Origin of the sequence: Sorangium sp. So ce1014 (genome assembly GCF_051521505.1) — a bacterium.
Classification (GTDB): Bacteria; Myxococcota_A; Polyangia; order Polyangiales; family Polyangiaceae; genus Sorangium.
Map to the genome: position 1 here is coordinate 11,194,487 of NZ_CP150356.1, position 24,128 is coordinate 11,218,614.

At 71.6% G+C, this 24,128-nt stretch carries 2 protein-coding genes (1 of these 2 cut by a window edge); both read right to left on the bottom strand.

Annotation, left to right across the window (positions count from 1 at the left end):
- The gene (locus WME75_RS42335; protein ID WP_437483076.1) at window positions 1-18,159 is read right to left on the bottom strand and encodes an SDR family NAD(P)-dependent oxidoreductase; all 18,159 of its coding nucleotides are present in this window, start codon (window positions 18,157-18,159) and stop codon (window positions 1-3) included.
- Window positions 18,137-24,128, bottom strand: partial view of an SDR family NAD(P)-dependent oxidoreductase gene (locus WME75_RS42340; RefSeq protein WP_437495035.1) — the final stretch only. 8,795 nt of this gene lie beyond the right edge of the window; 5,992 of the gene's 14,787 nt are visible here — the last part of the coding sequence; its start codon lies beyond the right edge, outside the window — the gene reads right to left on this strand; the stop codon is at window positions 18,137-18,139. Before WME75_RS42340 ends, WME75_RS42335 begins: the two co-directional genes overlap by 23 nt.

Below are 24,128 nucleotides of genomic sequence, written 5' to 3' on the forward strand. Positions count from 1 at the left end.
TCACCGGCGTGAGCGTCCCCCGTTCAGGGTGGGGTTCGTGTGAATGAGGCTGTTGAGGAGGCTCTCGACCTGCTGATCCGAGAGCTGCGCGATCCTCCGGCGCACGTCGCCGCCGGGCGCCGCGGTGGCCCTGGCGTCTTGGCCACCGTTGCCGCGAGGCTCCGGCGGGGTCGCGTCCGCGCGCGCTCCTCGCCGTTGGTCGGCCGCCCCCTCGTGCGCTGCGGCCGTTTCGCTCGACGTCAGGCCGAGCACCCGCGCGAGCGCGCCGCGGTGCTCCGCCAGCAGGTACGCCGACAGGCGCTCTGCGGTGTTGTGCTCGAAGAGCATTGTCGCCGGGAGTGGGCCCAAATCGCGCTCGAATCGGGCGTTGATCTCCTGGCTGATGAGCGAGTCGATCCCGTAGCGCTCGAGGGTCGCGTCGGGCCGGATCTTGGCCCCTTCGCTCTTCAGGACCTCCCCGAGCACGCGGGTGACGTACTCGAGCGCGCGCCCGTGGAGATCCTTGTCCGAGGCCGCCGCTCTGGCGGCCGGTCGGGCCGGCTCCCCGGAGGGCTCCGACGCACGGGCCGCCGCCGCGGGCGCCGTGGCGGGTCGAGCCTCTTCTTGCCGCGATGACACCGGATCGCGCTCGGAGACGAGGACGACCTGGGCGGCGTCCTCGGGGCGCACGCCCGGGAGCGCGAGCGCCCGCGTGGCCGAGAAGCCGCTCTCCCTGAGGACGTGCTCCCACCCGGCCACGCTCAGGAGCGGCGCCCAAGGAAGTCGCTCATCCTCGTAGAGCCACCAGCCGCTCGTCAGGCCGAAGGTCAGCGTGGCGAAGTCCCGGCGCCGGCAGCCCTCGTTCAGCAGCACCAGCCCGCCGGGCCGGAGGAGCGCGCGGATCTCGCCGAGCGTCGTGCCGACGCGGCGGGTCGCGTGGATGGCGTTGCTGGCGAGCACCACGTCGACCGTGCCCAGCGGCACGGCGGACGTCTGGCTCGCCCGCTCGGCGTCGATCACCTCGAACTCCACGAACGGATAGGTGGCGGCGAAGCGGGATCGCCCGAACTCCGCGAAGCCGCGTGAGACGTCGGTGTAGAGGTACCGGATGCGCGCGGCATGCGGCTTCAGGGCCTCGAGGACGAAGGCGGTCGTGCCCCCGGTACCGGCCCCCACCTCGACGATTCGAACGGTCGCCGAGGGATCGTCGGCGAGCCGCGCTCGGACATAGGCCTCGACAGCGCTCGCCGTGACGCGGTTGAAGTAGTCGATGACCGCGTTGCCCCGGTAGATGCCCTCGACACGCGACATCCCTCCCCCGGGGAAGAGCACCGCCATGTGGTCCTTCTCGCCGCTCACGACGCCCGGGAACGCGTCCACGCAGACATCGAGCAGCGAGACCGCGGCGCGGGCCTCCGGGTGCTCCTTGAGGATGCGCGCGCGCGCCGCTTCGAGGCGGGGCTCGGCCTCGTCCGGGGCGCGCAGGACCTCCACGGCGTCGCCGGCGAGGCGCAGGTAACCAGCGCGCGCGAGCACGTCGAGCGACGCGTCGAACAGCCGGCGGTAGCCATCCAGCACGCGCAGCCGCTCGCGGAGCTCACCGCGGCTGAGATGCGCCGGGCCGGGGGGCAGGGCGCCCGCCCGCACGAGGGTCTCCCGCAGCATGCGCGCCGTGAGGCGGTCGATGGCGGTCGCGGCGGACTCGTAGCGCTGGATGACCCCGGCCTCGATGGCGGGGAGCACGGTCCGCTCGACAACCCTGTCCACCCAGGGCGGGGGTGCGGCGGGCTCGCGGCCGCCGCCGTGGCCTTCGCTGCCGTCGCTCTGAAGGAGGTCGAGGCGCTCGCCAATCCTCTTGTCGGCCCGGATCGCCATCACCTGGACGAGGTCGTGAGCCAGGACGCGGCGGAACGCCTCCACGCCCTCCTCGGGGCGAATGGAGCCGATACCCATGGCCGCCATGCGCATCGCGACCTCGGCGTTCGCGACGATGCCCACGGTGCCCCAGTAGCCCCAGTTGATGACCCGGACGGGGAACGGCGCGCGGCGCGCCATGGCGTGCGCGAAGGCGTCCTCGAAGGTCGACGCGGCGGCGTAGTTGCCCTGCCCGGCGCTGCCCGCGAACGACTGCGCCGACGAGAAGAAGACGAGGAAATCGAGCGCCTCTCCCGCGAGCGCCTCCACGAGGTTCACCGCGCCGTCGACCTTGGGGCCGAGCACCGCGCGGAGCTCGCCCTCGGTCATCCGGAGCAGGGATCGATCCTCGAGCACGATCGCCGAGTGAACGGCCCCGTCGATCCGCCCGAATCGCTGCCGCGCGGCCTGGACCACCGCGTCCATCGCGCGTCGATCGGTCGCGTCGACCTGGAGATAGAGCACCTCGCCGCCCGCGCGGCGGATCTCGTCCATGTCACGGCGCCGATCGTCGTCGAGGGGGCTCCGCCCGAGCCACACGAGCCGCGCGGAGAAGCGCGCCGCAAGGTCGCGGCTCAGCGCGAGGCCGATCCCTTTAGCGCCGCCGAGGATGAGGTAGACGCCCCCGCGCCGGAGCCGCGCTTCGGGCCGCGGCGCCAGCGTGACCTTCTCGATGACGCGAACGAAACGCCGGCCGTCGCGCACCGCCACGTCCTCGCCTCCCCGCTGGCGAGGCTCGCGCAAGAGCGCGGCCAGGAGCGCTCCCCACGCGTCCGGCCCCGCCAAAGGCCGCACGCCCTCGAGGCTGACGTCCACGCACGACACGTCCCACCCGAAGAACTCCTTGGCGATGGCCTTGGTGAGCCCGTGGACCCCTGCGGCGCGGGCGTCGAGCGCCTCCTTGCCGGTCACCGGGTGCACGTCGTTGGTCGCCACCGCGAGGCGCAGAGGCTCGCGCTGGAGGCCTGCGTCGATGAGCCCCTTGATCAGCCGGAAGAGGGCGATGACGCTCCGCTCCTGGACTTCGCGGAGGTCCCCGGCGCTCCCGCCGGGGGGCAGGAGGCTCGCCAGGAAGCAAATGCAGTCGATGCTCCCGGCGCGGGTGAGCAGATCCTCCAGCGCGGCGGTGTACCCTTTCGGATCCCCGGCCGGGATCTCGACGGAATCCGGCGCCCCCCGGCGGTGGCGGGCGCCGACCACCACCTCGGCGATCGCAGCGCCCGGGTGGAGCGCCGCAACGCCCTCCTTGAGCCCGAGGCGCTCGTCAGCGTGGATGACGAGGACGCTCCGCATCGCGGCGCGCTGCTGGGGCAGCGCGTCGCCGTACGGCTGCTCGACCCACCGCGGCGTGTAGAAGAAATCGGCGAGGGGATCCCGCCACGGCCGCAGCGAGACGTCCCGCAGCACGGCGCACACGTCTCCCGCGAGGTCGAGCAGCGTGACGTGGAACCGCCGCTCCCCCGCCAGCTCGAGGTAGGAGAAGCCGCCCGCGCCCACGGGCCGGTAGACCTCCACCTCTTCCGCCGAGAAGGGCAGCAGCGCCTGCCCCTCCTGCGCATCCAGCACGAAGCCGGCGATCGCCTGCAGCGCTGCGTCCGCAAGCGCTGGGTCGAGCCGATAGCGATCGTGGCCCTTTGCCTCTGACGGCAGCCGCAGGACCCCGAGCGCCTCGCGGCGGTTGCCGGAGACCTCCGCGAGCGCCTGGTAATCGCCCTGGTACACGATGCCCAGCCCCGCGTACTGCGCGTAGATCTCGTCGTGGGCGAGGCGGCGCGCGCAGCGCCTGCGGATGCTATCGAGGTCCACGCCGCGCGGCGGCGTCGGGTCGGCCGGACACAGGTCCCCCTGGGCGTGGACCTGGCGCTCCTCGGGCCTGCCGCTGGTCACCTCGAAGCGGACCTGGCCCTTGTCATCGCGCAGGCGCACCTGCACCTCGACGACATCCCCGACGGCGAGCGGGCGGAGCCACCGCACCCGCCTGAGCGTCCACGCCGCCTCTTCGCCTGCGGCCGCCAGCGCCGCGAAGACGAGCTCGAGGTACGCTACCGCGGGCAGGATGGCCTGGCCCTGCACCCGATGGTCGCGCACGACCGGGTCGTCGGGCGAGAAGGTCTTTCGAAACACGAGACCCTCGCCCAGGCTGCCACGCCAGTCGGCGCCGTCGATGAGCGGGTGGGAGCCGGCATGCGCCGCGGGCGCGCTGCTCCTCTGCTCCTCGTCGTCGATCCAGTAGCGCTCCCCCTGGAAGGGGTACGTCGGGAGAGAGATGCGGAGCGCGTCCTCGTCCGCGAAGATGGCCTCCCAGTCCGGGTCATACCCGCCGACATAGGCCTCGGCCATCTCGAGCAACGCCTGGCGGCGCCTGTCCTCGGAGCCCCCGGCGTGAGCGCACGCGTCCTGCGCGCGCGCGCCCCGCGCGCGCGCCTCGCGCACCCTCGCGTGGTCCGAGGGCGCCTCGCCGCGGCGCGCATGCGGCTGGGCCTTGCCGGCCAGCGCTGCCTCGAGCGACGCCCTGAGCTCGTCGGGATCGCGCACCACGAAGGCGCTGCGGAGCTCGAAATGGCTGCGCCCGGCGCCCAGCGTGAAGCTGACGTCGCCGAGCCACAGGTCGTCGCCCTGCCTGCCGAGCCACCCGATCAGGTCCTCGAACCGCCTCCGAAGAGCAGCCTCGTCCTTCGCCGAGAGGACGACGAGGTGGGGGCGCGAGCGCGCGCCGCGCCGCTCGGGCGGCGGCGGCTCTGCGAGGACCGCGTGCGCGTTGGTGCCGCTGAACCCGAACGAGCTGAGGGCGGCGAGCCGCGGGCTGTCACCGCGCCGCTCCCAGCGCGCGAGCGCCGTGTTGACGTAGAACGGGCTGCTCCCGAAATCGATGTGAGGGTTCGGCTCGTCAAAGTGCAGCGACGGCGGGATCTGCCGGTGGCGCATCGAGAGCGCCACCTTGATCACCGACGCGACGCCGGCGGCCATGTTTGCGTGCCCGATGTTGGTCTTGACCGAGCCGATCGGGCAGCGCGCCCGCTTCTCGCTGTACGCAGGGAACGCATCCTTGAGCGCTTTCAGCTCGATGGGATCGCCGAGCGGCGTCCCGGTCCCGTGCGCCTCCATGCACGAGATCTGGTCGGGATCGATCCCGGCGCGGCGGTAGACCTCGAGCTCGAGCGCGGTCTGGGAGCGCGCGCTCGGCGCCGAGATGCCGTTCGTCTTGCCGTCCTGGTTCGCGCCGACCGCCTTGATGACCGCGTGGATGTGGTCCCGGTCAGCGAGCGCGCGCGCGAGGGGCTTGAGCACGACGACGCCCACCCCCTCGCTCATCACGATGCCGTCGGCCGCGCTGCTGAACGTCGCGCATTTGCCGGTCGGCGAGAGCACCGAGGCGCTGCTCGAGACGATGAGGAAGTCGGGGGAGAGCATCAGGGTGACCCCGCCCGCAATCGCCATGTTGCATTCGCCCGCGAGCAGGCTCTGGCAGGCGAGCCAGATGGCGATGAGGGACGACGAGCAGGCCGTGTCCACGGCGATAGCCGGGCCCTTGAGGTCGAGGTGGTAGGCGATGCGCGCGGCGAGGACGCTGTTCGACAGGCCCGTCAGCGCGTGCGCCGTCTTCCGCCCGCGCGCCCGCTCCACGTAATCGCGCGCGCTGGCGCCGACGAACACACCGCACCGGCTGCCGGCCAGGCGGCGATCCGAGTAGCCGGCATCCTCCAGCGCCCTCCAGGACTCCTCGAGGAAGAGCCGCTGTTCAGGCGCCATCATCTCGGCTTCCTTCGGGGAGACGTGGAAGAACTCGGCGTCGAACCGGTCGATGTCCGTGAGGAAGCCGCCCCACTTGCAGTAGGTCCGGCCAGCTGCGCGGGGATCCGGATCGAACACCCTTGCCACATCGAAGCGCTCGGGGGGGACCTCGGTGACGCTGTCGACCCCGTGGGCGAGGTTGTGCCAGAACCGATCGAGATCGGGGGCGCCGGGGAAGCGCCCGGACATGCCGATGATCGCGACGTCCTCGGCCGCGGTCACCGTGGCGCCTCCGTCGATGGAGGCGGCGCGTTCAGCGGCCGTGCGTTCCAAGGACGCGGCCTTCGCGGCCGTCACGCGAGCCTGCTCCATGTCGGTGTCGGCCGCGTCCGCCGCGGGCGCGGCCGCGGATGCCGTCGGCGCTGCCGCCGTGGCCAGCGCGGACGGGGGTGGCGCGATGGCGCTCCGCGCCGGCTCCGCCGGGGTAGCCTGCTCGGACGACGCACCTGCGTGCGAGGCAGCCGGCGCTGCCGCTTCCTGCCCTGAAGGCTCCCCCGGCAACGGGCGTCCCGCTTTGACGAGCTCGGCCTGGACCCGCTCGGCCAGCGCGTTCAGCGTCGGGTGATCGTAGAGCGCGATCGCCTCGAGGTTCAGGCCGAAGGTGCGGTTGATGTCGCGAATGATCTCGACGCCGCTGATGGAATCGACCCCCATCTCCTGGAACGGCAGCTCTGCGTCGACCTCGTCCTCGATCTGGAGAGCGTCGGACAGAAGGCCCCGAAGCCGGCGGAGGGTGGCGGAGATCGCGTCGGCGGCGGCGATCGGCGCGGGGGGCACCGCGGTCGCCAGCGACGGCGCAGCGGCCGCTGCGGCGCTCGGCGCGCTGGCCTCAGCCGCCTGCCGTGCGGGGGCGGACGCCTGTACGGCGACGGATTCGGCGCTGGGGCGCGGCTCGGGCGTGCGCGCCGCGCTGGCGTACGAGGTGCCCTCGCGACCCAGATCGACCGGCTCGGCCCCGATAACGCCAGCGCCGGCGGCGCCAGGCGTCGGCGCGCTGCTGAGCTGGGCGCCGGCGGCCGCCCCGCGCGCCGCCGGCTGCCCCGCGGCGGCGATCGGCTGCAGGCTCGCTTTCGCGAAGTGCTCGCGGATGCGGTCGCGCACCTCGGGGATCGCGAAGGTCTGCCTGTGCATCTCGATCTCCGCAGCGATCACGCGGGGGAGCGCGGCGAGCGTGCGGCTGGCGAGCTCTTGCTTGAGGATGACGAGGGACTCCCTCGGTTTGTCGGCCAGCCGGCGCGCGATGGCGAGCGCCTCCGCGTGGACCTCGGCGGCGGGGCGGAAGATCGGAGAGGAGCGCCGTTCCTTCAGCTCCCGTCCGGTGAACGAGCGCGCGACGTACATCATCTCCGTCGCGAGCGGGTTTCCGAAGCGCTCGGCGAGGATGAACGTGGCGCCGAGCCCCGGTGTGAAGCCGTAGCTCATGAAATTCGCGCCGTAGACCGCCTCCTCGGCCATCACCACGATATCGGCGTAGAGGCCGAAGCAGAGGCCCGCGCCGAGCGCGTGCCCCTGCATCGCGGTGATCACCGGGACCTCGCAGCGCAGGAGCCCCTCGTAGAGGAACGGCAGATCGGAGTACTTCGCGTTCCCGTCCGCGATATCGATCAAGCCCTCTTCGGTGCCGCCCATCATGAAGACGTTGCCCCCGCCCGTGAGGACCACGGCCTTGATGTCGGTGCGGCCTTGGATCTCGCGGAAGCGCGCCAGCAGGCCGAGGACGAGGCCCTCCGAGAACATGTTCCGGTGGGCCAGGTCGTTCATCTCGATCCATGCGATCGAGCCGTCGACGACTTTCAGCGTCACCTCGTCGCCCTGGTAGGACCGCGCTCGGCGCTCCCAGACCTCCGCGAACGTGGGGTCTGTCGCCGGCGCGAGCTCCGGCTTCCCGTCGCCGTCCGACCTGCCCCTGTCCATGCTCGAGGAGGTGTCGAACCAGTACCGGGGCCCTCGGAAGGGGTAGGTCGGGATGGACACCCTGCGAGGCCGCGGCTCGCCCTCGAAGAGGGGCTGCCACGCGATCCGGGCCCCGCCGGTCCAGAGGCGCGCCAGCGCGTCGAGATCGCGCTCGGCGAGGGCGCGCAGCGCCGCCACGTCGTCGCTCTCTGCTGGCAGCACCCGTCGGCTGACGTGGCCGCGGTGGACGCCGGGGCAGCTCGGGTCGGCGCCGAGCGCGGCGCGGAGCTTCTCGATGAGCTCCTCGTGCGTTCCGGCGGCGACCGCGAGCCGGCACTCGAGCTCCTCCCGCCCGAGCATGAGGGTGAAGGCGATATCGCGCAGCGCGGGCAGCGCCTCGCCGCCGCGCCCCCTCCGGCGCTCGAGGTAGGCGACGAGCGCTGCGGCGGCGTCGCGCAGGCGCTCCTCGTCGCGGGCCGACAGGAGGATGAGCTCTGGCCCGGCGTGACCGCTCGCCGAAGCCGCGGGCGTCTGGACGTGCTCCTCGAGCACCACATGGGCGTTGGCGCCCCCGAACCCGAAGGAGCTCACGCCGGCGCGCCGCGGCACGGGGTCGCCGCTCGGATCGGCGAGGCGCTGCCACGAGCGCGTGCGCTCGACGGCGTAGAACGGGGTCCCCTCGATCTGGAGGTAGGGGTTGAGCTCGACGAGGTGCGGGTTGCCCGGCAGCACCCCGTGGCGCATCGACAGGATGACCTTGATCACGCCCGCGATCCCGGCGGCCGGCTCGAGGTGGCCGATGTTGGCCTTCACCGACCCGAGGCCGCAGGTCGCGCCAGCAGCGGCAGCGCTCGTGCGCCCGAACGCCTTCTTGAGCCCCTCGACCTCGACGGGATCGCCGAGCTTGGTGCCCGTCCCGTGCAGCTCGACGTACGTGACCGTCTCGGGGGCCACGCCCGCGTCCTCGTACGCGGCCTGGAGGAGCGCGGCCTGAGCGTCGGCGTTGGGGGCGGTCAGCGAGTGCGCGCGCCCACCATGGTTCACCGCCGCGCCGCGGAGGAGCGCGCGGATCGGATCACCGTCGGCGAGCGCCGCGGACAGCGGCTTGAGGAAGAGGACGCCCACGCCCTCGCCCTTGACGAACCCGTCCGCGCCCGCGTCGAGGGTGCGGCACCGGCCCCGGGGCGACAGGACCTCGAGCTGGCTCGCGCCGATCATCGTCGACGGCGCGAGCATCAGGCTGACGCCGCCCACGAGCGCCGCCTCGCATTCGCCCGCTCGGAGCGCGCGGACGGCGCGGTTCAGGGCGACGAGGCTCGCGGAGCAGGCCGTGTCGATCGCCTCGCTCGGGCCGTGCAGGTCGAGCACGTACGAGACGCGGTTGGCGACCATCGTGTGAGCGTTCCCCGTGACCACCTGCGCCCGGTAATCGGCGCGCGAGGACAGGAGCATCTGGTAGTCGTTGAACTGCACGCCGGCGAACACGCCAACGGCTCGTCCGGCGAGCTCCGACGCGCGATGGCCCGAGGACTCGATCGCTTTCCACGCGTGCTCGAGGAACAGGCGCTGCTGGGGGTCCATCAGCTTGGCCTCGAGCGGCGAGATGCGGAAGAAGGCGGCGTCGAAGCGATCGACGTCGGCGATGAAGCCGCCCCACCTCGAGGTCGACTGGCCGCGCTCTGCACCGAAGTGCGCGCGCCAGTCCCATCGCTCCGGCGGCACCTCGGTGATGAGATCCCGCTCGGCCACGAGGTGCTCCCAGAGCTCCTCGAGATCCCGCGCCCCCGGGAACACGCCGCTCATCCCGACGATGGCGATGGCGTCGCCGTCGATGTCCGAGCCCTGACGGGCTCGGCCGATGGCGCTCGGCTCCGATCCGGGCGCTCCGGACGGCGCCTCCCGAACGGCTGGCGCCTCGCGGACGGCTGGCGCCTCGCCGGCGACGGCAAGCGGTGCCTCGAGCGGCGAGGCGCTGACCTCAGCCCCACAAGCCGCCTGCGGCGAGCTCTCCTCGAGACGGAGCCCAGGGCCGAACGTCTCCACCAGGTGGGCCGCGAGGCTCCGAACGGTGTTGTGGCTGAAGAACACCGTCGGGAGGACCTCGACCCCGTAGCGCCTGCTCAGTCGATCGGCGAGCTCCGTGAGCATGAGCGAGTCGAAGCCGAGCGCCCCGAGGTTGTCGTCGAGCTCGAGCTCGCCGAGGTTCACCTTGAAGTGCGCGGTGATGATCTTGCGCAAATCCGCCTCGATCTGCTCCCGCGCGGGGCCCGCCGCCCCGCTCCGTCCGCCGGCGGGCGCCTCGCGCGTCCCGCGGTCCACGGCGGCTACATTGACGGTCGGTCGCGCTCGAGGCGCGGAGAGCCCCAGGATCGGGGCGAGGAGCGACAGGTCACCGACGAGCGGCATCACCTGGATCGGGCGGCCCGCGAGGATCGCGTCGAACGCCTCGATGCCCTGGTGCTCCTCGACCAGGGCAAGCCCCGAGGAGCGCAGGTACCGCTGCTCCAGATCTGGAGCGAAGCGCATGCCCCCGTCGCGCCAGAGGGGCCAGGCGATCGACGCCGAGCGTCCGTGGCGCAGGCCGCGCCGCCGCAGGCCCTCGCGGTGCAGGCAGTAAGCGTCCATGAACCGATTCGCGACCGCGTAATCGCCCTGGCCCATGTCCCCGAGCCAGGACGAGGCCGAGGAGAAAGCGACGAAAAAGTCGAGCGGCTCGCCCGCGGTGACGGCGTCGATCGCCGGTGTGCCCACGATCTTCGGCCGCAGCGTCGCCTCGAACTCCGCATGGCTCTTGTCGGCCAGCAATCGCCCCGTGATCACGCCCGCGGCGTGGATGACGCCGTGCAACGGCCCGAAGCGCCGCTTCGCCTCCGCCAGCGCGCCCTCGAGATCGCGCGTCCGCGTGACGTCCGCTTGGTGGTACATGACCTCGGCGCCGAGGTCCTCGAGCGACGTGAGCTCGGCGCGCAGGCGCTCATCGAGCGGGGATCGGCCGAGTAGCAGCAGCCGCGCCTGGCAACGGCGCGCAAGGTGGCGCGCGAAGATCCGCCCGAGACCACCGGCGCCGCCCGTGATGAGGTAATGCCCGCGCTCGCGGAGCGCCGCGCCGTCCTCGGAGGGGATCGGCTCGGCCGGGCCGAGGCCGCGCACGTAGCGCTCGCCGCCGTCGTACGCGACCTCCCGGTGCGGATCCCCCCCCGCGTCGGAGAGCTCCCGGTCGAGCAGGTCGGCAAGGCGGCGCTCGTCGAGATCCCCGGGCAGCATCAACGACAGGAAGCGGACCTGCGGCAGCAGCGGCCGGAGCGACCTGCCGTAAGCTGCAGCGGCCTCGCCCAAGGGCTGGTCGCCCGCGCGGACCTCGAGGTCGCCGCGGTGCACGAGGACGAGCCGCGTCTCGGCCGCAGGCGGCGCTCCGCACATCGCGCGGGCGAGCAGCTCTATGGCGCGGATCCCATGCGCGAGCGCCTGCTCGACGTCGACCGCGTCCGCGTTCGCCCTGGCGGACAGGCGCCACGGCCAGAGCAGCACGAGAGCGGCCGGCGCGCGCCCCGATCCAGCGAGGTGCGCCCAGAGCTGCCGGTAGTCGTCCGGGCTGCTCGGGTCGACGGCGATCGTGTCCGGCGCCGAGATCTCGAAGCGCGGCCCCGGGCGGACCCACAGGATCCGACGCGCGCCGTCGAGGCCGCGGGCCTGCTGCTCGCGCACTAGCTGAGCGTCGAGATCGAACACGGCGAGATCACCGCCCGGCCACGCTCTCGCCGTGGCGCTCGGCAGGGGGGCGCGGTCCCAGCGCGGACCGAAGTAGGCGAGCCGACGGGCTCCGTCCGTCACCGGCAGGCTCGGCCTCGGGCCCTCCGCGGCGCGCGGCGACGCCTCCGCGGGAGGCTCTGCCCAGAAGCGCTGGCGCACGAAAGGGTAGGTCGGCAAGGAGACCGTGCGGCTCTCTTCGGGGAAGGCGCGCTCCCAGTCGATGTCCGTGCCCACGACGTAGAGCTCGGCGAGCGCGACGCTCTTCTTGTGCTGCTCGTCCGGGGGCAGCGCTCCGTCGCCGAGCTCGCGGCAGAGCGAGGCCGCAAGCTCGTCGAGCGAGCGACGTAGCCCTGTGACGGAGCCCCGCCCCTCGCTCGTCAGCGAGCACGGATGCCGCCCCTCCTGCTCTACGGCCCGGATGGCGTCGAGGAGCTCCTGCGCATCGCGGACGACGAACGCGGCGCGGTGGGCATGATGGCTCCTGCGGCGCTGCAGCGTATAGGCCACATCGCCGAGGTCGTGCCGCGGGCCCTGCTCCGCGAGCCAGCGCCCGAGGTCGGAGACGCGCCGGCGCAGCGCGTCGGGGTGCTTCGCGGACAGGGGGACTACGTACGCCGCAGGCTTCCGCGCCGCCGGCCGGAGCGGGCGCTCGGGCGGCTCCGCCAGGACGAGGTGCGCATTGGTGCCTCCAAACCCGAAGGAGCTCACGGTCATCCGTCGCGGTCCCCGATCGCGGCCCCACTCGCGGAGCTCGGCGTTGACGAAGAAGGGGCTTGCGCCGAAGTCGATCGCCGGGTTCGGGGCGCTGAAGTGGAGCGAGGGCGGGATCTGGCCGTACCGGAGGCACAGCAGCCCCTTCAGCAGGCCGGCGATCCCCGCCGCCGTCGCGGCGTGCCCCATGTTCGTCTTCACCGAGCCGAGGGCGCAGTACCCCCGCGCGTCGGTGAATGCGCGGAACGCCCGGGTCAACCCCTCCACTTCGATGGGGTCACCGAGCTTCGTCCCCGTGCCGTGCGCCTCGACGTAGGTGATGGTGGCCGGATCGATCCCGTTCCGGTCATACACCTCGCGCAGCAGCGCGGCCTGGGATTCGACGCTCGGCGCGATGATCCCGTTCGTCCTGCCGTCCTGGTTGACGGCCGAACCGAGGATGACCCCGTGGATGCAGTCGCCGTCGCGCAGCGCGGCGTCGAGCCGCTTGAGCACCACGGCGCCGACGCCCTCGCCGGGCACGAAGCCGTCGGCGTCCGCGGAGAACGCCTTGCAGCGCCCCACGGGCGACAGCATCCGCGCGTTGCTCGCCAGGATGTGGAAGTTCGGGGTGACGTTGAGGAAAGCCCCGCCGGCAATCGCGAGGTCGCTCTCGCCGTCGAGGAGGCTCTGGCAGGCGAGGTGGATCGCCACGAGCGACGACGAGCACGCAGTGTCGACCGCGAGGGAGACGCCCTTCATGTCCAGGAAGTAGGACAGGCGTGACGCCAGGACCGAAGCCGTGTTCCCCCAGAACGCCTGCGCGCCCTTCGGGATCCGGAGCTCGAGCATGCGGTTCAGGTAGTCGCCGGCGCCGGCGCCGACGAACACGCTGCACCGCGCCCCTCGGATGGACTCCGTAGCGTATCCCGCGTCCTCGAGCGCGGCGTAGGCTTCCTCCAGGAAGAGCCGGTGCTGCGGATCCGTCAGCTCGGCCTCGCGCCCGGTGATCCCGAAGAACGCGGCGTCGAACAGGTCGATGTCATCGAGGAAGCCGCCCTCGATGCAGTAGGACCGGTCGAGTCGGTCCGGGTCGGGATCGAAGATCTCCTCCGCCGCCCAGCGCTCTTTGGGCGCCTTCCGAATGGCGCACGTGCCGCTCGCGAGCAGCCGCCAGAACTCGGCCAGATTCCTCGCGCCCGGAAAGCGCCCCGACATCCCGATGACCGCGATCAGGCCATCCGACGCGCTGGCGTCGGACGCGCGCTCCGCCCCGCCGCCGACCTGCGCCGCGACCGCGGTGTCCGGCGCGACACCGGTGCCGCCCACGTCCGCCGAGGCGGCCGATCCTGCGCCGGCGCCCAGAGCGCCCGTGTGCGGCGCATCGGCGAGCTCCTCCGCGAGGTGGGACGCGAGCGCAAGGATGTTGTTGTGCTCGAAGAGGGCTGTCGGGAGCAGCCTCGCCCCGAGGATCCGGTTCACCCGCTCGACGAGCTCCACGGCGATGATGGAGTCGACGCCGTAGTCCGCGAACGGCTGGTGGACGTCCACGTCGTCAGGCTTCATCCGCAGCGCGGCGCAGATCTGCGCCACGAGCTCACGAACGATCGGCTCTGCGGCCTCGAGGCCTCCAGCCCGAGGGCCGACGACCTGCCGGCCGGTGCGCGCGGCAACGCGAGGCTGGCGCGCCTCGGCGGGTCGCGGAGCGCTCGGGCGGGCGATGCGACCGTCGCTCTCCGCAACCAGCACCGCCTGATGCGGCTCCGCGCTGCCGGAGACAGGCGCCGTGAGCGCGGACACCGCAGAGAAGCCGAGGTCGCGGAGGAGCTCCTGCCAGCCGCCCAGGCCGAGGAGCGGCCCATCAGAGGACCGGCGATTGTCCTCGGACCTCCACCAGCCGTCGAGGAGGCCGAACGTCATCGTGAGGAACAGCTGCAGGCTCGTCGCCTCGCTCACGATGAGCCAGCCGCCCGGAGCGAGGAGGTTTCTCGTATTGCCGACGGCTTGCTCGATGTCCCGTGTCGCGTGCAGGACGTTGGCGGCGATGACGATATCGAAGCTGCCGGCCGAGAATCCCTGCTGCTCGATGTCTGCTTCGATATCGAGCGCCGCGAAGCGAACGAAGGGGCGCGTCGCTCCGAACCGCTTCTCCGCCCGGCGCAGGAGGCCGCGGGAGATATCCGTGTAGACGTACTCGACGCTCCGGTGCCAAGGTTCGAGCGCGTCGAGCACAGGAATGCTGGTGCCTCCGGTCCCAGCCCCCACCTCGACGATGCGGACGTGCGTGTCCGGCCCCTGCGCACTGGCCCGCTGCGCGACGAACGTTCGCACGGCCGTCGCGACGGCCTCGTTGAACGGGACGGTCAAGGGGCTGTCGCCGTACACCGCCTCGACGAGGTGGCTCGATCCGCCGGGGAATACGACTTCGGTCGGAGTCACCTCGCCGCGCAGCACGGCGACGAGGTGCGCGGCACAGCGCGAGAGGAAGGCCAGGTGGGGCGCGATGGAAGGCGACTCCGCGGCGAGGCGGTCCGCCTCCAGCGCGGGGTCCCATGCGTGCTCGGCGGCCGGCGCATTCGCCGCACGGACCGCGTTCAGCAGGGCCGAGAGCAGCCGCGCGCGAGCGGGTGTGACGCGAAGAGCGCGACGGATCGCGTCTCGGTCGACGCCTCCTGCTCGAGAGAGGTCGATGCCTGCGCCGCGCAGCGTGTGGAGGAGCAACCTCTGCGCGAAGGACTCGAGCTTCGCCAGGGCGCCCAGGTGGGCCGTCGCGTCCACGGCGCGCAGCCGAGACTGCGCTGGCGACAGGGCCGCCTGGAGCGATGAAGGAGCCGCGAGCGGCTCGGCGCGCTCCGCGGCTTCCTCTCGAGCGGAGGCAGCAGGGGCGCGGAGCGTCACGTCGAGGAGCCGGACGCAGATGGCGCCGACATCATCCGTGACGATAACGTCGAAGTGCTCATCGCTGGTGCGCCGGACATACGTCCACCCGCTGCGCCCCGGCCGCCGCCAGATCTCGACGCGCCCGAGGGAGAAGACCACCCGGCCCGAGCCCGTAGATAGGACCGCGGCCAGGGTCTGGATCGCGCCCTCGAAGATGGCGCCCGGCAGCTCCTCGGAAGCGGGCGCCGCCCGGTCCAGTCGGTAGCGCCCCAAGGCCTCGCCCGCCCCCCTCCCGACGCGCGTCAGCACGCGGAAGCCGAGGCTGTACGCGATGCCGGCGTCGGACAGGAGGCGATATAGCTGCGCCGCGGGGAACTCGTCGGCGCAACGCTGCTCGATCTCGTCGAGGGGCAGAGGCTGCGGCGTCGGGCCGCCATCCCCGAGGGCGATGGCGCCGCGCGCGTAGACCGCTCCGGGATCGTCCTGGATCTCGAGCTCCCATCCTCGCTCACGCTGCGCGACCACGACGCGGACGGAGACCTCGCCGCGCGCGCACGAAAGCGGCCGCAGGAACACAATCCGCTCGAGGGCGCACCGCTCCGCGGACAGCGAGCTCGCGGCCGCGAAGGTCCGCTCGAGGAGCGACGACGCGGGTACGACGCCGACGCCTCGGACCATGTGGCCCTTCAGCACGGGGTCCTCGGCGCGATAGGTAGTCCGCAGGAGCTCGCGCCGCTCGTGCGCCTGAGCCGCCTCGCCAGAGCCCAACGCGTCGCCGCGCGGCTCTGCCTGGATCGCGCCCGCTTCGACGTGCGAGCCCTCGCCCTTCAGCTTGAGCCGGCCTGCTTCCCCTCGCTCGAAGAGCCAATGGCGGCGCCGCTCGAAGGGATACCCCGGCAGCGAGACCCGCCGCGGCGCTGGCCCGTCAGCGTAGAGCCACGTCCACGCCACGCTCTCCCCTTCGACCCACCGCCGGGCCAGGGCCTTCCACTGTCGATCGGCGATGAGCGTTACTTGCTCCTCCTGCTCCGCCGAGCTCGGGCCGGCGATCGCGGACTTCACGGTGCGCTTCGGGACCTCGCCGAGGAGCACGCCGGAGGTCCGCACCTCGCCCGACGCGATGGCGTCCAGCGCGGACAGCGCCGACGCGAGATCCGAGACGATCGCGGCCGCGCGGCATTCCCACGACGCGCGCGAGACTTGCAAGGTGAACGCGAGGTCCCGCAGCGCGGGAGCGGTGCCGGCCTCGATCTCGCGCCGCAGGGAGCGCGCGAGCCGCGCGGCATACGCGCGCAGGCGCTCCTCGGTCCGGGCCGAGAGCACGAGGATGCGCGGGCCCGCGTCGGTCTCCGCCGTGGCCTCGGACGCGGGGGGCTCCTCCACGACGATGTGAGCGTTGACGCCGCCGTAGCCGAACGCGCTGATCCCCGCCCGGCGCGGGGTGCGCCCTGCGCGCGGGTCGACGACGTGCGGCCACGCCGTCGTCAGGTCGAGGAGGTAGAACGGGCTGCCGCCCAGATCGATGTGCGGGTTGAGCGCGTTCGCGTTCGCATTCGCGTTCATCGGGAGCTGGGCGTGCTTCATCGCGAGCAGCACCTTGGCGAGAGACGCCATGCCAGAGGCGGTCTCGAGGCTGCCCACGTTCGTCTTCACGGAGCCGATCGCGCAGTGCGGGCGCTCTGGGGCGGGGAGCCCCCACCGCTGGTACAGCTCGCTGAAGGCGCGCTTGAGCCCGAGGATCTCGACCTGATCGGAGACGTCTGCGCCGACGCCGTAGGCCTCGATGAGCCCGACGGTGGACGGGTCGACGTCTGCGTTCGCGTACGCTCGAAGGAGCACGTCGACCTGCGCGTCGAGCCGCGGAGCGACGAGCGTCCCCGAGCGGCCGTTGTGGTTGATCGCAGACCCGCGGATGACGCCGCGGATGTGATCCCCATCTGCGCGCGCCTTGCGGAGCGGCTTGAGCAGGACGGCGCCTACGCCTTCACCCCGCACGAAGCCGTCGGCCCCCGCCGCGAACGCGTTGCAGCGCCCCGTCGGGCTCAGCATCCCGGCCTTCTGGAACGCGTCCGATACCCGCGAATGCAGGATGAGGTTCACGCCGCCGGCGATCGCCATGTCGCAGTCCCCCGCCCGGATCGCCTGGACGGCGCGGTGAATGGCGACGAGCGAGCTTGAGCAGGCGGTGTTCACCGGCTCGCTCGGGCCGTTGAGCCCAAGGAGAAACGACACGCGATTCGCGAGGATGGAGTGCGCGAGGCCGGTCGCCATATAGGCGTCCGCGGCGACGCCAGCCTCCATCGCGAGATCGAGGTAGTCAGTGGTCGCGACCCCAACGAAGACGCCGGTCCGGCTGTTGGCGAGCCCTCGCGGGTCATAGCCGGCGTCCTCGATGACGTGCCAGACGGACTGGAGAAAGAGCCGCTGCTGCGGATCCATGAGCTCCGCCTCGCGCGGCGTGATCCCGAAGAACGCGGCGTCGAAGGCGTCCACGCCGTCGAGGAATGCCCCCCACGCCACGTCCGAGCGTCGCCCCCCGCCGATCGATGCGGGGTGGTATGTCGCCGCTGCGATCCGCTCGGCGGGGATCCGCGTGACCAGGTGGTCGCCTGCCAGAAGGTGCGCCCAAAACTCCTCGATGTCTGCGCTGGCCGGCAGCACGGCGCTCTGGCCGATCACGGCGATGTCATCGCGCTCCGAGGGCACCGCGCCGGCCGGAGCGCGCTCTCGGGTGCCGGGCGTCGGGGCCTTCGTGGAGGCCAGCTCCCCGGGCGTCGTCTCCTGCCCCTCGCTGCCCCAGAGCGCCTCGAGGTCGCTCATCGGCGCGCCGGCGCCGCTCGGCTGCGCGCGGGGAGTGTGACCGCGCGCGCTCGCGTCGGACGCCGCGGCGCCGTTCGCGGTGCCTGTCCCGCGCAGCGGCGCGGGCTCGGGCGCGCTCTTGTCCGTATCCAGGGCGCGCTCGATCCGGTCCGGATACCTCTCGACGAGGTGGTTTGCGAGCGCGAGGAGGTCCTGATACTCGAAGAAGACCGTAGGCGCCAGCTTGATGCCAAAGAGCTTCTCGAAGCGCTCGATGAACTCAGTGGCCAGAACCGAGTTGAGCCCGTAATCGACGACGGGCTGGCGGAGGTCCACCTCCTCGATGTCGAGCTTCAGGATCTCCGCAGTCAGCCTGCGCAGGCGCTCGGAGAATCGCGGCCCGATCGGCTGAACCCCACGGCCTTCAACTTCAGGGAGCTTATGGATTTCTCGTGTTTTCATGCAGTCTCTGAAGCGGGGCGCCGGCGAGGCTCGCGGCGCTGGACGTGCCATGACTGGCACCCACCTCGAGCTTGGCGCGGAAGAAACTTATGGCCTGGATCATCTTCCAGAGGTCGACCTCGAACGCGTGGCGCTCACTATGTATATAATTCTGCCCGCCGAGATCCGGATCAGGCCCGTTCATGAGCGCACGGAATCGACGGAAGGCGGGGGTGTCCCGCTCTCGAGCGCGCAGGTAGGTAGCAAGAAGATTGCCAATGGCATTGACGACATTGCCGAGCCCTGCGGGCGCATTGACGAAACCGACAAGAAACAAATTGTCATGCTCGCGATGAAAGATGCGCAGGAACAAGTCCGGGCGACCTTGCGTCCATGCGAGGTGGCGCTCGTCAAGGAACGGGAAGTGCGGAATATAGCCGGTGGCATAGAGGATACAATCCACATCGACGGCGCTGCCATCCGCGAATTTTACGCGCTGCCCGTCGAGCGACACGACGTCCGACTTGGGCACGATGTCGCCCTGACCCACGTGGCACAAGTAGTGTGAATTGATGATGGGGTGCGCCTGGTTGATCCCGTAATCGGGCGCCTGCAGGCCGTAGTCGGACGGGTCGAAGCCCGCGAGCTTGAAGACCCGGCGCACGTGAGACCAGACGTCGACCCCCTTTCCGAGCTGCCGCGGCAGATCCATCAGCCACTCCTGCGTCGGGCGGCCTTCGATGAACTTCGGCATGAAGTAGTACGGCCGTCGCATGCTGTGGAAGACGGTGTCGGCGGAGGAGGACACGTCTACCGCGATGTCGCAGCCGGAGTTTCCGCCTCCGATGATGAGAACACGCTTGCCCCGAAGACTATTCGCGCTGCGATAGTCGGCGGAGTGCAGTGTCTCCCCTGTGAACGTTCCGTGAAGACTGGGGTAACTCGGCTGCCGCTGTAACCCGTTGGCGATGACGACGCCCCGGTAGAGCCGCTCGTCGCCGTCGCTCGTCGCGACTCGCCATCTGTCCCCCTCGGGCTCGATCCGCTCCACCGAGGTGCCGAGGCGCGCGAAATCATACAGATCGAAATGACGCGCCATATCGCGCAGATAAGCGAGAAACATCCGTCGATCGGGATAATGCGGGTAGTCCTCCGGCATCGGATAGTCGCTGAACTGCGTGTTGACCTTCGACGAGATGAGGTGCGTGCTCTCGTAGACGCGCCCGCTCGACGAGCCAAAGTTCCACACGCCGCCAAAGTCGTCCTCACGCTCGATGATCTCGATCGGGATGCCGCGTTGGAGGAGGCACTTTGCGGTACCGATGCCGGTCGGCCCGCCACCGATGATGCAGTAAGCGTCCGGGTTTTGCGCCTGCGGGCGCGCCTTGCTGGGGACGCGCACGGGCTTCGCCTCGGGCTCCGGCGCGCGGGCGCTGATCGCGGAATCCTCGGCCGTGCGCCGCGGCGCCCAGCACCGTCGCCGCGCGAAGGGATAGGTCGGTAGCGAGGCGCGCCGCGGCCGCCGATCGGCGTGCAGGGCCGTCCAGTTCACGTCGCCGCGAGACGAGCTCCAACGCTTTGCCAGCGTGGCGAGCTCGTCCGCCGTCAACGGGCGGCCGATCGCGCCGAGGACCGCGTCCTCGCTCGCCGGCGCATCGTGAGGCGGCGTGTCGCTGGGGCTGCCAGAGTACATCCCCGGGACAGCGCGTTCGCCGGCGACGAAGCGCGTGAGGCTGTCCTCCCATTGCTTGAGGTCGGTCGCGATGATCGCAAGCCGCTTGTCCTGCTGCTCGCGGCCGACCTGGAGGGTATAGGCGATGTCGGCGAGCGGCGGCAGCGGCTCGTCCGAGTTCCGCGCGCGGGCGAGGAAGCTCAGCATGTTTTGCGCGTAGGCGAGGAGGCGTTCCTCGGTCGCGGCCGAGAGCGGCAAGAGCTGGGGCGAGGCCGCGTCCTCTCGCTCCTCCGGGCTGTGCTCCTCGATGATGACGTGCGCGTTCGCGCCGCCTGCGCCGAACGAGCTCAGCCCGGCGCGCCGCGGATGTCGGATGCCGGCGCTGTCCTCCACGGGTTCCCACGCCGCGACCTCGCGCTGAACCCGCAGGGGCAGCGTCGCGAAGTCGATGTTCCTGTTCAGCGTGTCGGCGTGGATCGAGGGGACGAGGGTGCGGTGACGGAGCTGGAGGAGCAGCTTGGTGAGCCCTGCGATCCCCGCCGCGGACTCGAGGTGGCCGATGTTCGACTTGACCGACCCGACCGCGCAGGTCGAACCGCCCGGCCGCACGCCGCCGAGCGCCCGGGCGAGCGCGCGGAGCTCGATGGGATCACCGAGCGCCGTGCCCGTGCCGTGCGCCTCCACGTAGCCGAGCGTCGTCGGGTCGATGCCGCTCGTCGTCAGGGCCTCATGGATGAGCGCGGCCTGCGCGTCGGGGCTGGGCACGGTGTACCCGTGGGTCATCCCCCCATGATTCATGGCTGCCCCCTTGATCACGCCGTAGATGTGATCCCCGTCGGCGACGGCGCGGCGAAGCGGCTTGAGGACCAGCGCCCCGGCCCCTTCCCCGGGCACATACCCGTCGCCCCCCTCGCCGAAGGCCCGGCATCGACCGTCCGACGAGAGGAACTTCTGCTGGGCGAGGTAAAGGAACTTGTTCGGGTGCAACGAGAGGTTCACGCCGCCGGCGATGGCCATGAGGCACTCGCCCCGCGAGAGGCTCTGGCAGGCCAGGATCACCGCCGTCAGCGACGACGAGCACATCGTGTCCACCGCCATGCTGGGGCCGTTCAAATCGAGCGCGAACGACACACGGTTCGCGATCGATGCGAAGGATGAAGAGAGCCTGAGCCCTCGACCGTCAGCGCCGTCCCCCACCCCGTAGAGCTGGTAGTCGCTCCACATCACGCCCGTGAAGACGCCGACGTGCCGATCGAGTGCACGGCGCACCGTCGACCGGCTGTAGCCCGCGTCCTCAACCGCTGCCCACGCGACCTCCAGGAAGAGGCGCTCCTGGGGATCCATCACCTCCGCGTCGCGCGGCGAGATGTGGAAGAAGAGCGGATCGAACACGTCGTGGTCGGCGAGGAAGCCGCCCCATTTGCCGTAGATCCGATCGCGCCGGCTCGGATCGGCGTCGATGTAGCGAGCGACGTCCCAGCGCTCGGGCGGGATCTCCTCGATGCAGTCGCGCCGCTCGAGGAGGTTCTGCCAGAACGTGTCCAGGTCGGGCGCCTTCGGGTACCGACCCGCGAGGCCGATGACGGCGATGTCTTCGAAAGCACGCGCTCCGCCCGAGGGCGCGCTCGCGTCCGACGGCCGCGGCGATGCGCTGGGCGCCTCGGCCGGCGCCGCGCTTCCGGCGCCGACGAGCACGGCGAGCTTCGGGCCATGTTCCTCAACGAGCCCGTGAGCGAGCGAGGCGAGGCTCTGGTGCTCGAAGAGGAGCGTCTTCGGCAGCTCGCCGAGATCGTCCTCGAGGCGGCTCGTGATCCTCGTGGCCATCATCGAGTCGAGGCCGTACGTCTCGAACGACGCGCTCGGGTGCAGGCGGCTCGCCGGGATCTGGAGCAGCTCGGCGAAGCGCTTTTTGAGGAGCCGCTCGGCGGCCGCGAGGAGCGCGTCGCTGTCGGTTCGCTCCGGCTCGAGCGATGCCGTGGCGCGACGGGAAAGCGGGTGCTCGCGGAAGTCGGAGAGGAACGTGCGCATCGCCTCGTCCTTGCCGTACATGACCGAATGCGTCGGGCCGGGCCGCTCCAGGCACGCGCGGAGCGCGGAGAGCCCCGCCTCGGTCGGCATGGGAAGGAGCCCCGCGACGGCGGCCATCCGCCCGCGCACCGCCGGCGAGATGGGGAAGCCTCCCTGCGCCCACAGCGGCCAGGCGACGGCCAGCGTGCGGCCGCTGCAGGCGCCGGACTTCCTGAGCGCTTCCCGCCAGGCGGCGAAGCTGAGGAGGAAGCGGTTCGCGTAGGCGTAATCGGCCTGGCCAGCATTGCCGGTGAGACCGGCGAGCGAGGAAAAGAGCAGGAACAGATCGAGCGGACCGTCCCCGATGGCCTCGTCGAGGTGCACGGCGCCGAGCACCTTCGCCATGACGACCTCCGTGATGTCGCGCTCGCTCTTCTGCACGAGCAGTCCATCCCGGAGCGTGCCGGCCGCGTGGAGAACGCCGTGCAGCGCGCCGAGCTGATCCCGCGTCCGCTCGACAGCGGCGCGCACCTCCTCGCGTCGGGTCACGTCGACCCGGTGGTAGGTCACGCCCCCGCCGAGCCGCCGGATACCGTCGAGCCATTGCTGCCGAGCATGGCTCAGCTCGGAGCGCCCGAGGAGCACGACGTGCGCCTCGGCCTCTCGGACCAGATGCTCGGCGAACGCCCCTCCGATCCCACCCGCGCCACCGGTGATCACGTAAACACCGCCCTTCCGCCACCGCGATCGGTCGCCGCCGCCGGCGGGCGGCTGCCACCCGGCGAGGTCGTAGACCTGGCGCAGCCCACCGACGTACTGGATCTCTCGAGCGAGCGGCGCGGTCGCCCCCCATTCGCGCAGCACGACGTCGGCCAGCGCCTCGGGGCCGGCGCCCGGCGCGTCCTTGAGCTCGACGAGCTGTGCTGTGCACGCCGGGTGCTCCAGGACCAGCGTCCGAAAAAGGCCGCCGAGGGCTTCGAAGAGCGGCGCGCCGGCGTCGGTCCCACCGGCGCGGACGCACATCAAGCGGACGCCCGCGCCGCTGGTGCGCGCGAGCGCGCGGCTCAGCCGGTACATCGTCAGGCCCTGCTGTCGGAGGGTTTTCTCTGCGTCCTCTCCGCTTCGCATCCGGCCCGCGGGCGACGGCCAGTGGACGACGATGAGCTCGGGCGGCGCGACGTCGATCGCCCGCTGAAGCGTCGCTTCCTCGTCCCTGTCGCCGCACGAGAACGAGATCCGCTCGACGGCCGGTGCGCCGGCGCCGGACGAGCGCCCGACGCGCGCTGCCAGCGCGTTGCTCAGGCCGCCGTCGTCGTCGAGCACGAGCACCCGGCGGGGGGCTCGCGCCGCCGGGTCCGCCTTGAGGTCCATGCCTCGCCAGAGCGGCTCGAAGAAGAGCGAAGTGCCGTCCGTGTCCCTCGGCTCTCGAGAGGACCCCTGTCGCGACGGCGCATCCGCGCGAGCCACAGTGAAGCCGGTCATCTCCGCGAGGACCTGACCTGTCCTGTCGACGAACGTCAGCGCGAAGCGCCGATACCGCCCTCCGTCCGCGCCCTTGACGGTGATGTGCGCGAACGCAGCGCGGCCGAGCGTGTCGTACCACGTGAGCTCTTCGAGGGAGAACGGCCGGAAGGACGCCGACTCTTCGCCGGGCAACAGGGCGACGAGCGCCTGCCAGGCGCCGTCGATGACGGGCGGGAGAAGGACGAGTCCATCGGCACCGCGCTCCCCGTCGCGATCGGCCTTCAGCGTCGCGAGCGCCTCGTCGCCGGATCGCAGCACCTCGTCGAGGACGCAGAACGTGGGTCCGAAGGCGAGCCCCTGGCGCAGAAGCAGCGTCCGGCACGCGTCGCCGGTCAGGCGATCCGAGAGGCGGAGCCTGATCGACGCGAGATCAAGGGGCGGCGGCGCGGACACGGGCGGCGACGAGAGCTGCATCTCGACGTTCAGCGCGCGATCCTGTCCGCTCGTTATCTGGCAGTGAAACCCGTTCCCCACCGGCTTCAGCTCGATATGGGCCTCGACAGGTCCCGTCGTCACCGGCAGCGGATGCAACCACGCCGCCTTGGAGATGCGCCGAACCTGCGCGCCCGCCGCTGCGGCGGCGGCGCGCGCCATCTCGAGGAACACGGCGCCCGGGAGCACCGGTTGCCCCCAGACGATGTGGTCGCGCACCCAGACGTCGGCGGGCGTGAACGTCTTCGCGAAGTGAGGCGCCCCGCCGTTCGCGAGGCCTCGGTCGACGAAAGGATGCGTACCCGAGAGCGGGGCACGCCGCTCGGCGGCGAAGCGGCGCCGGATTCCTCGAGGC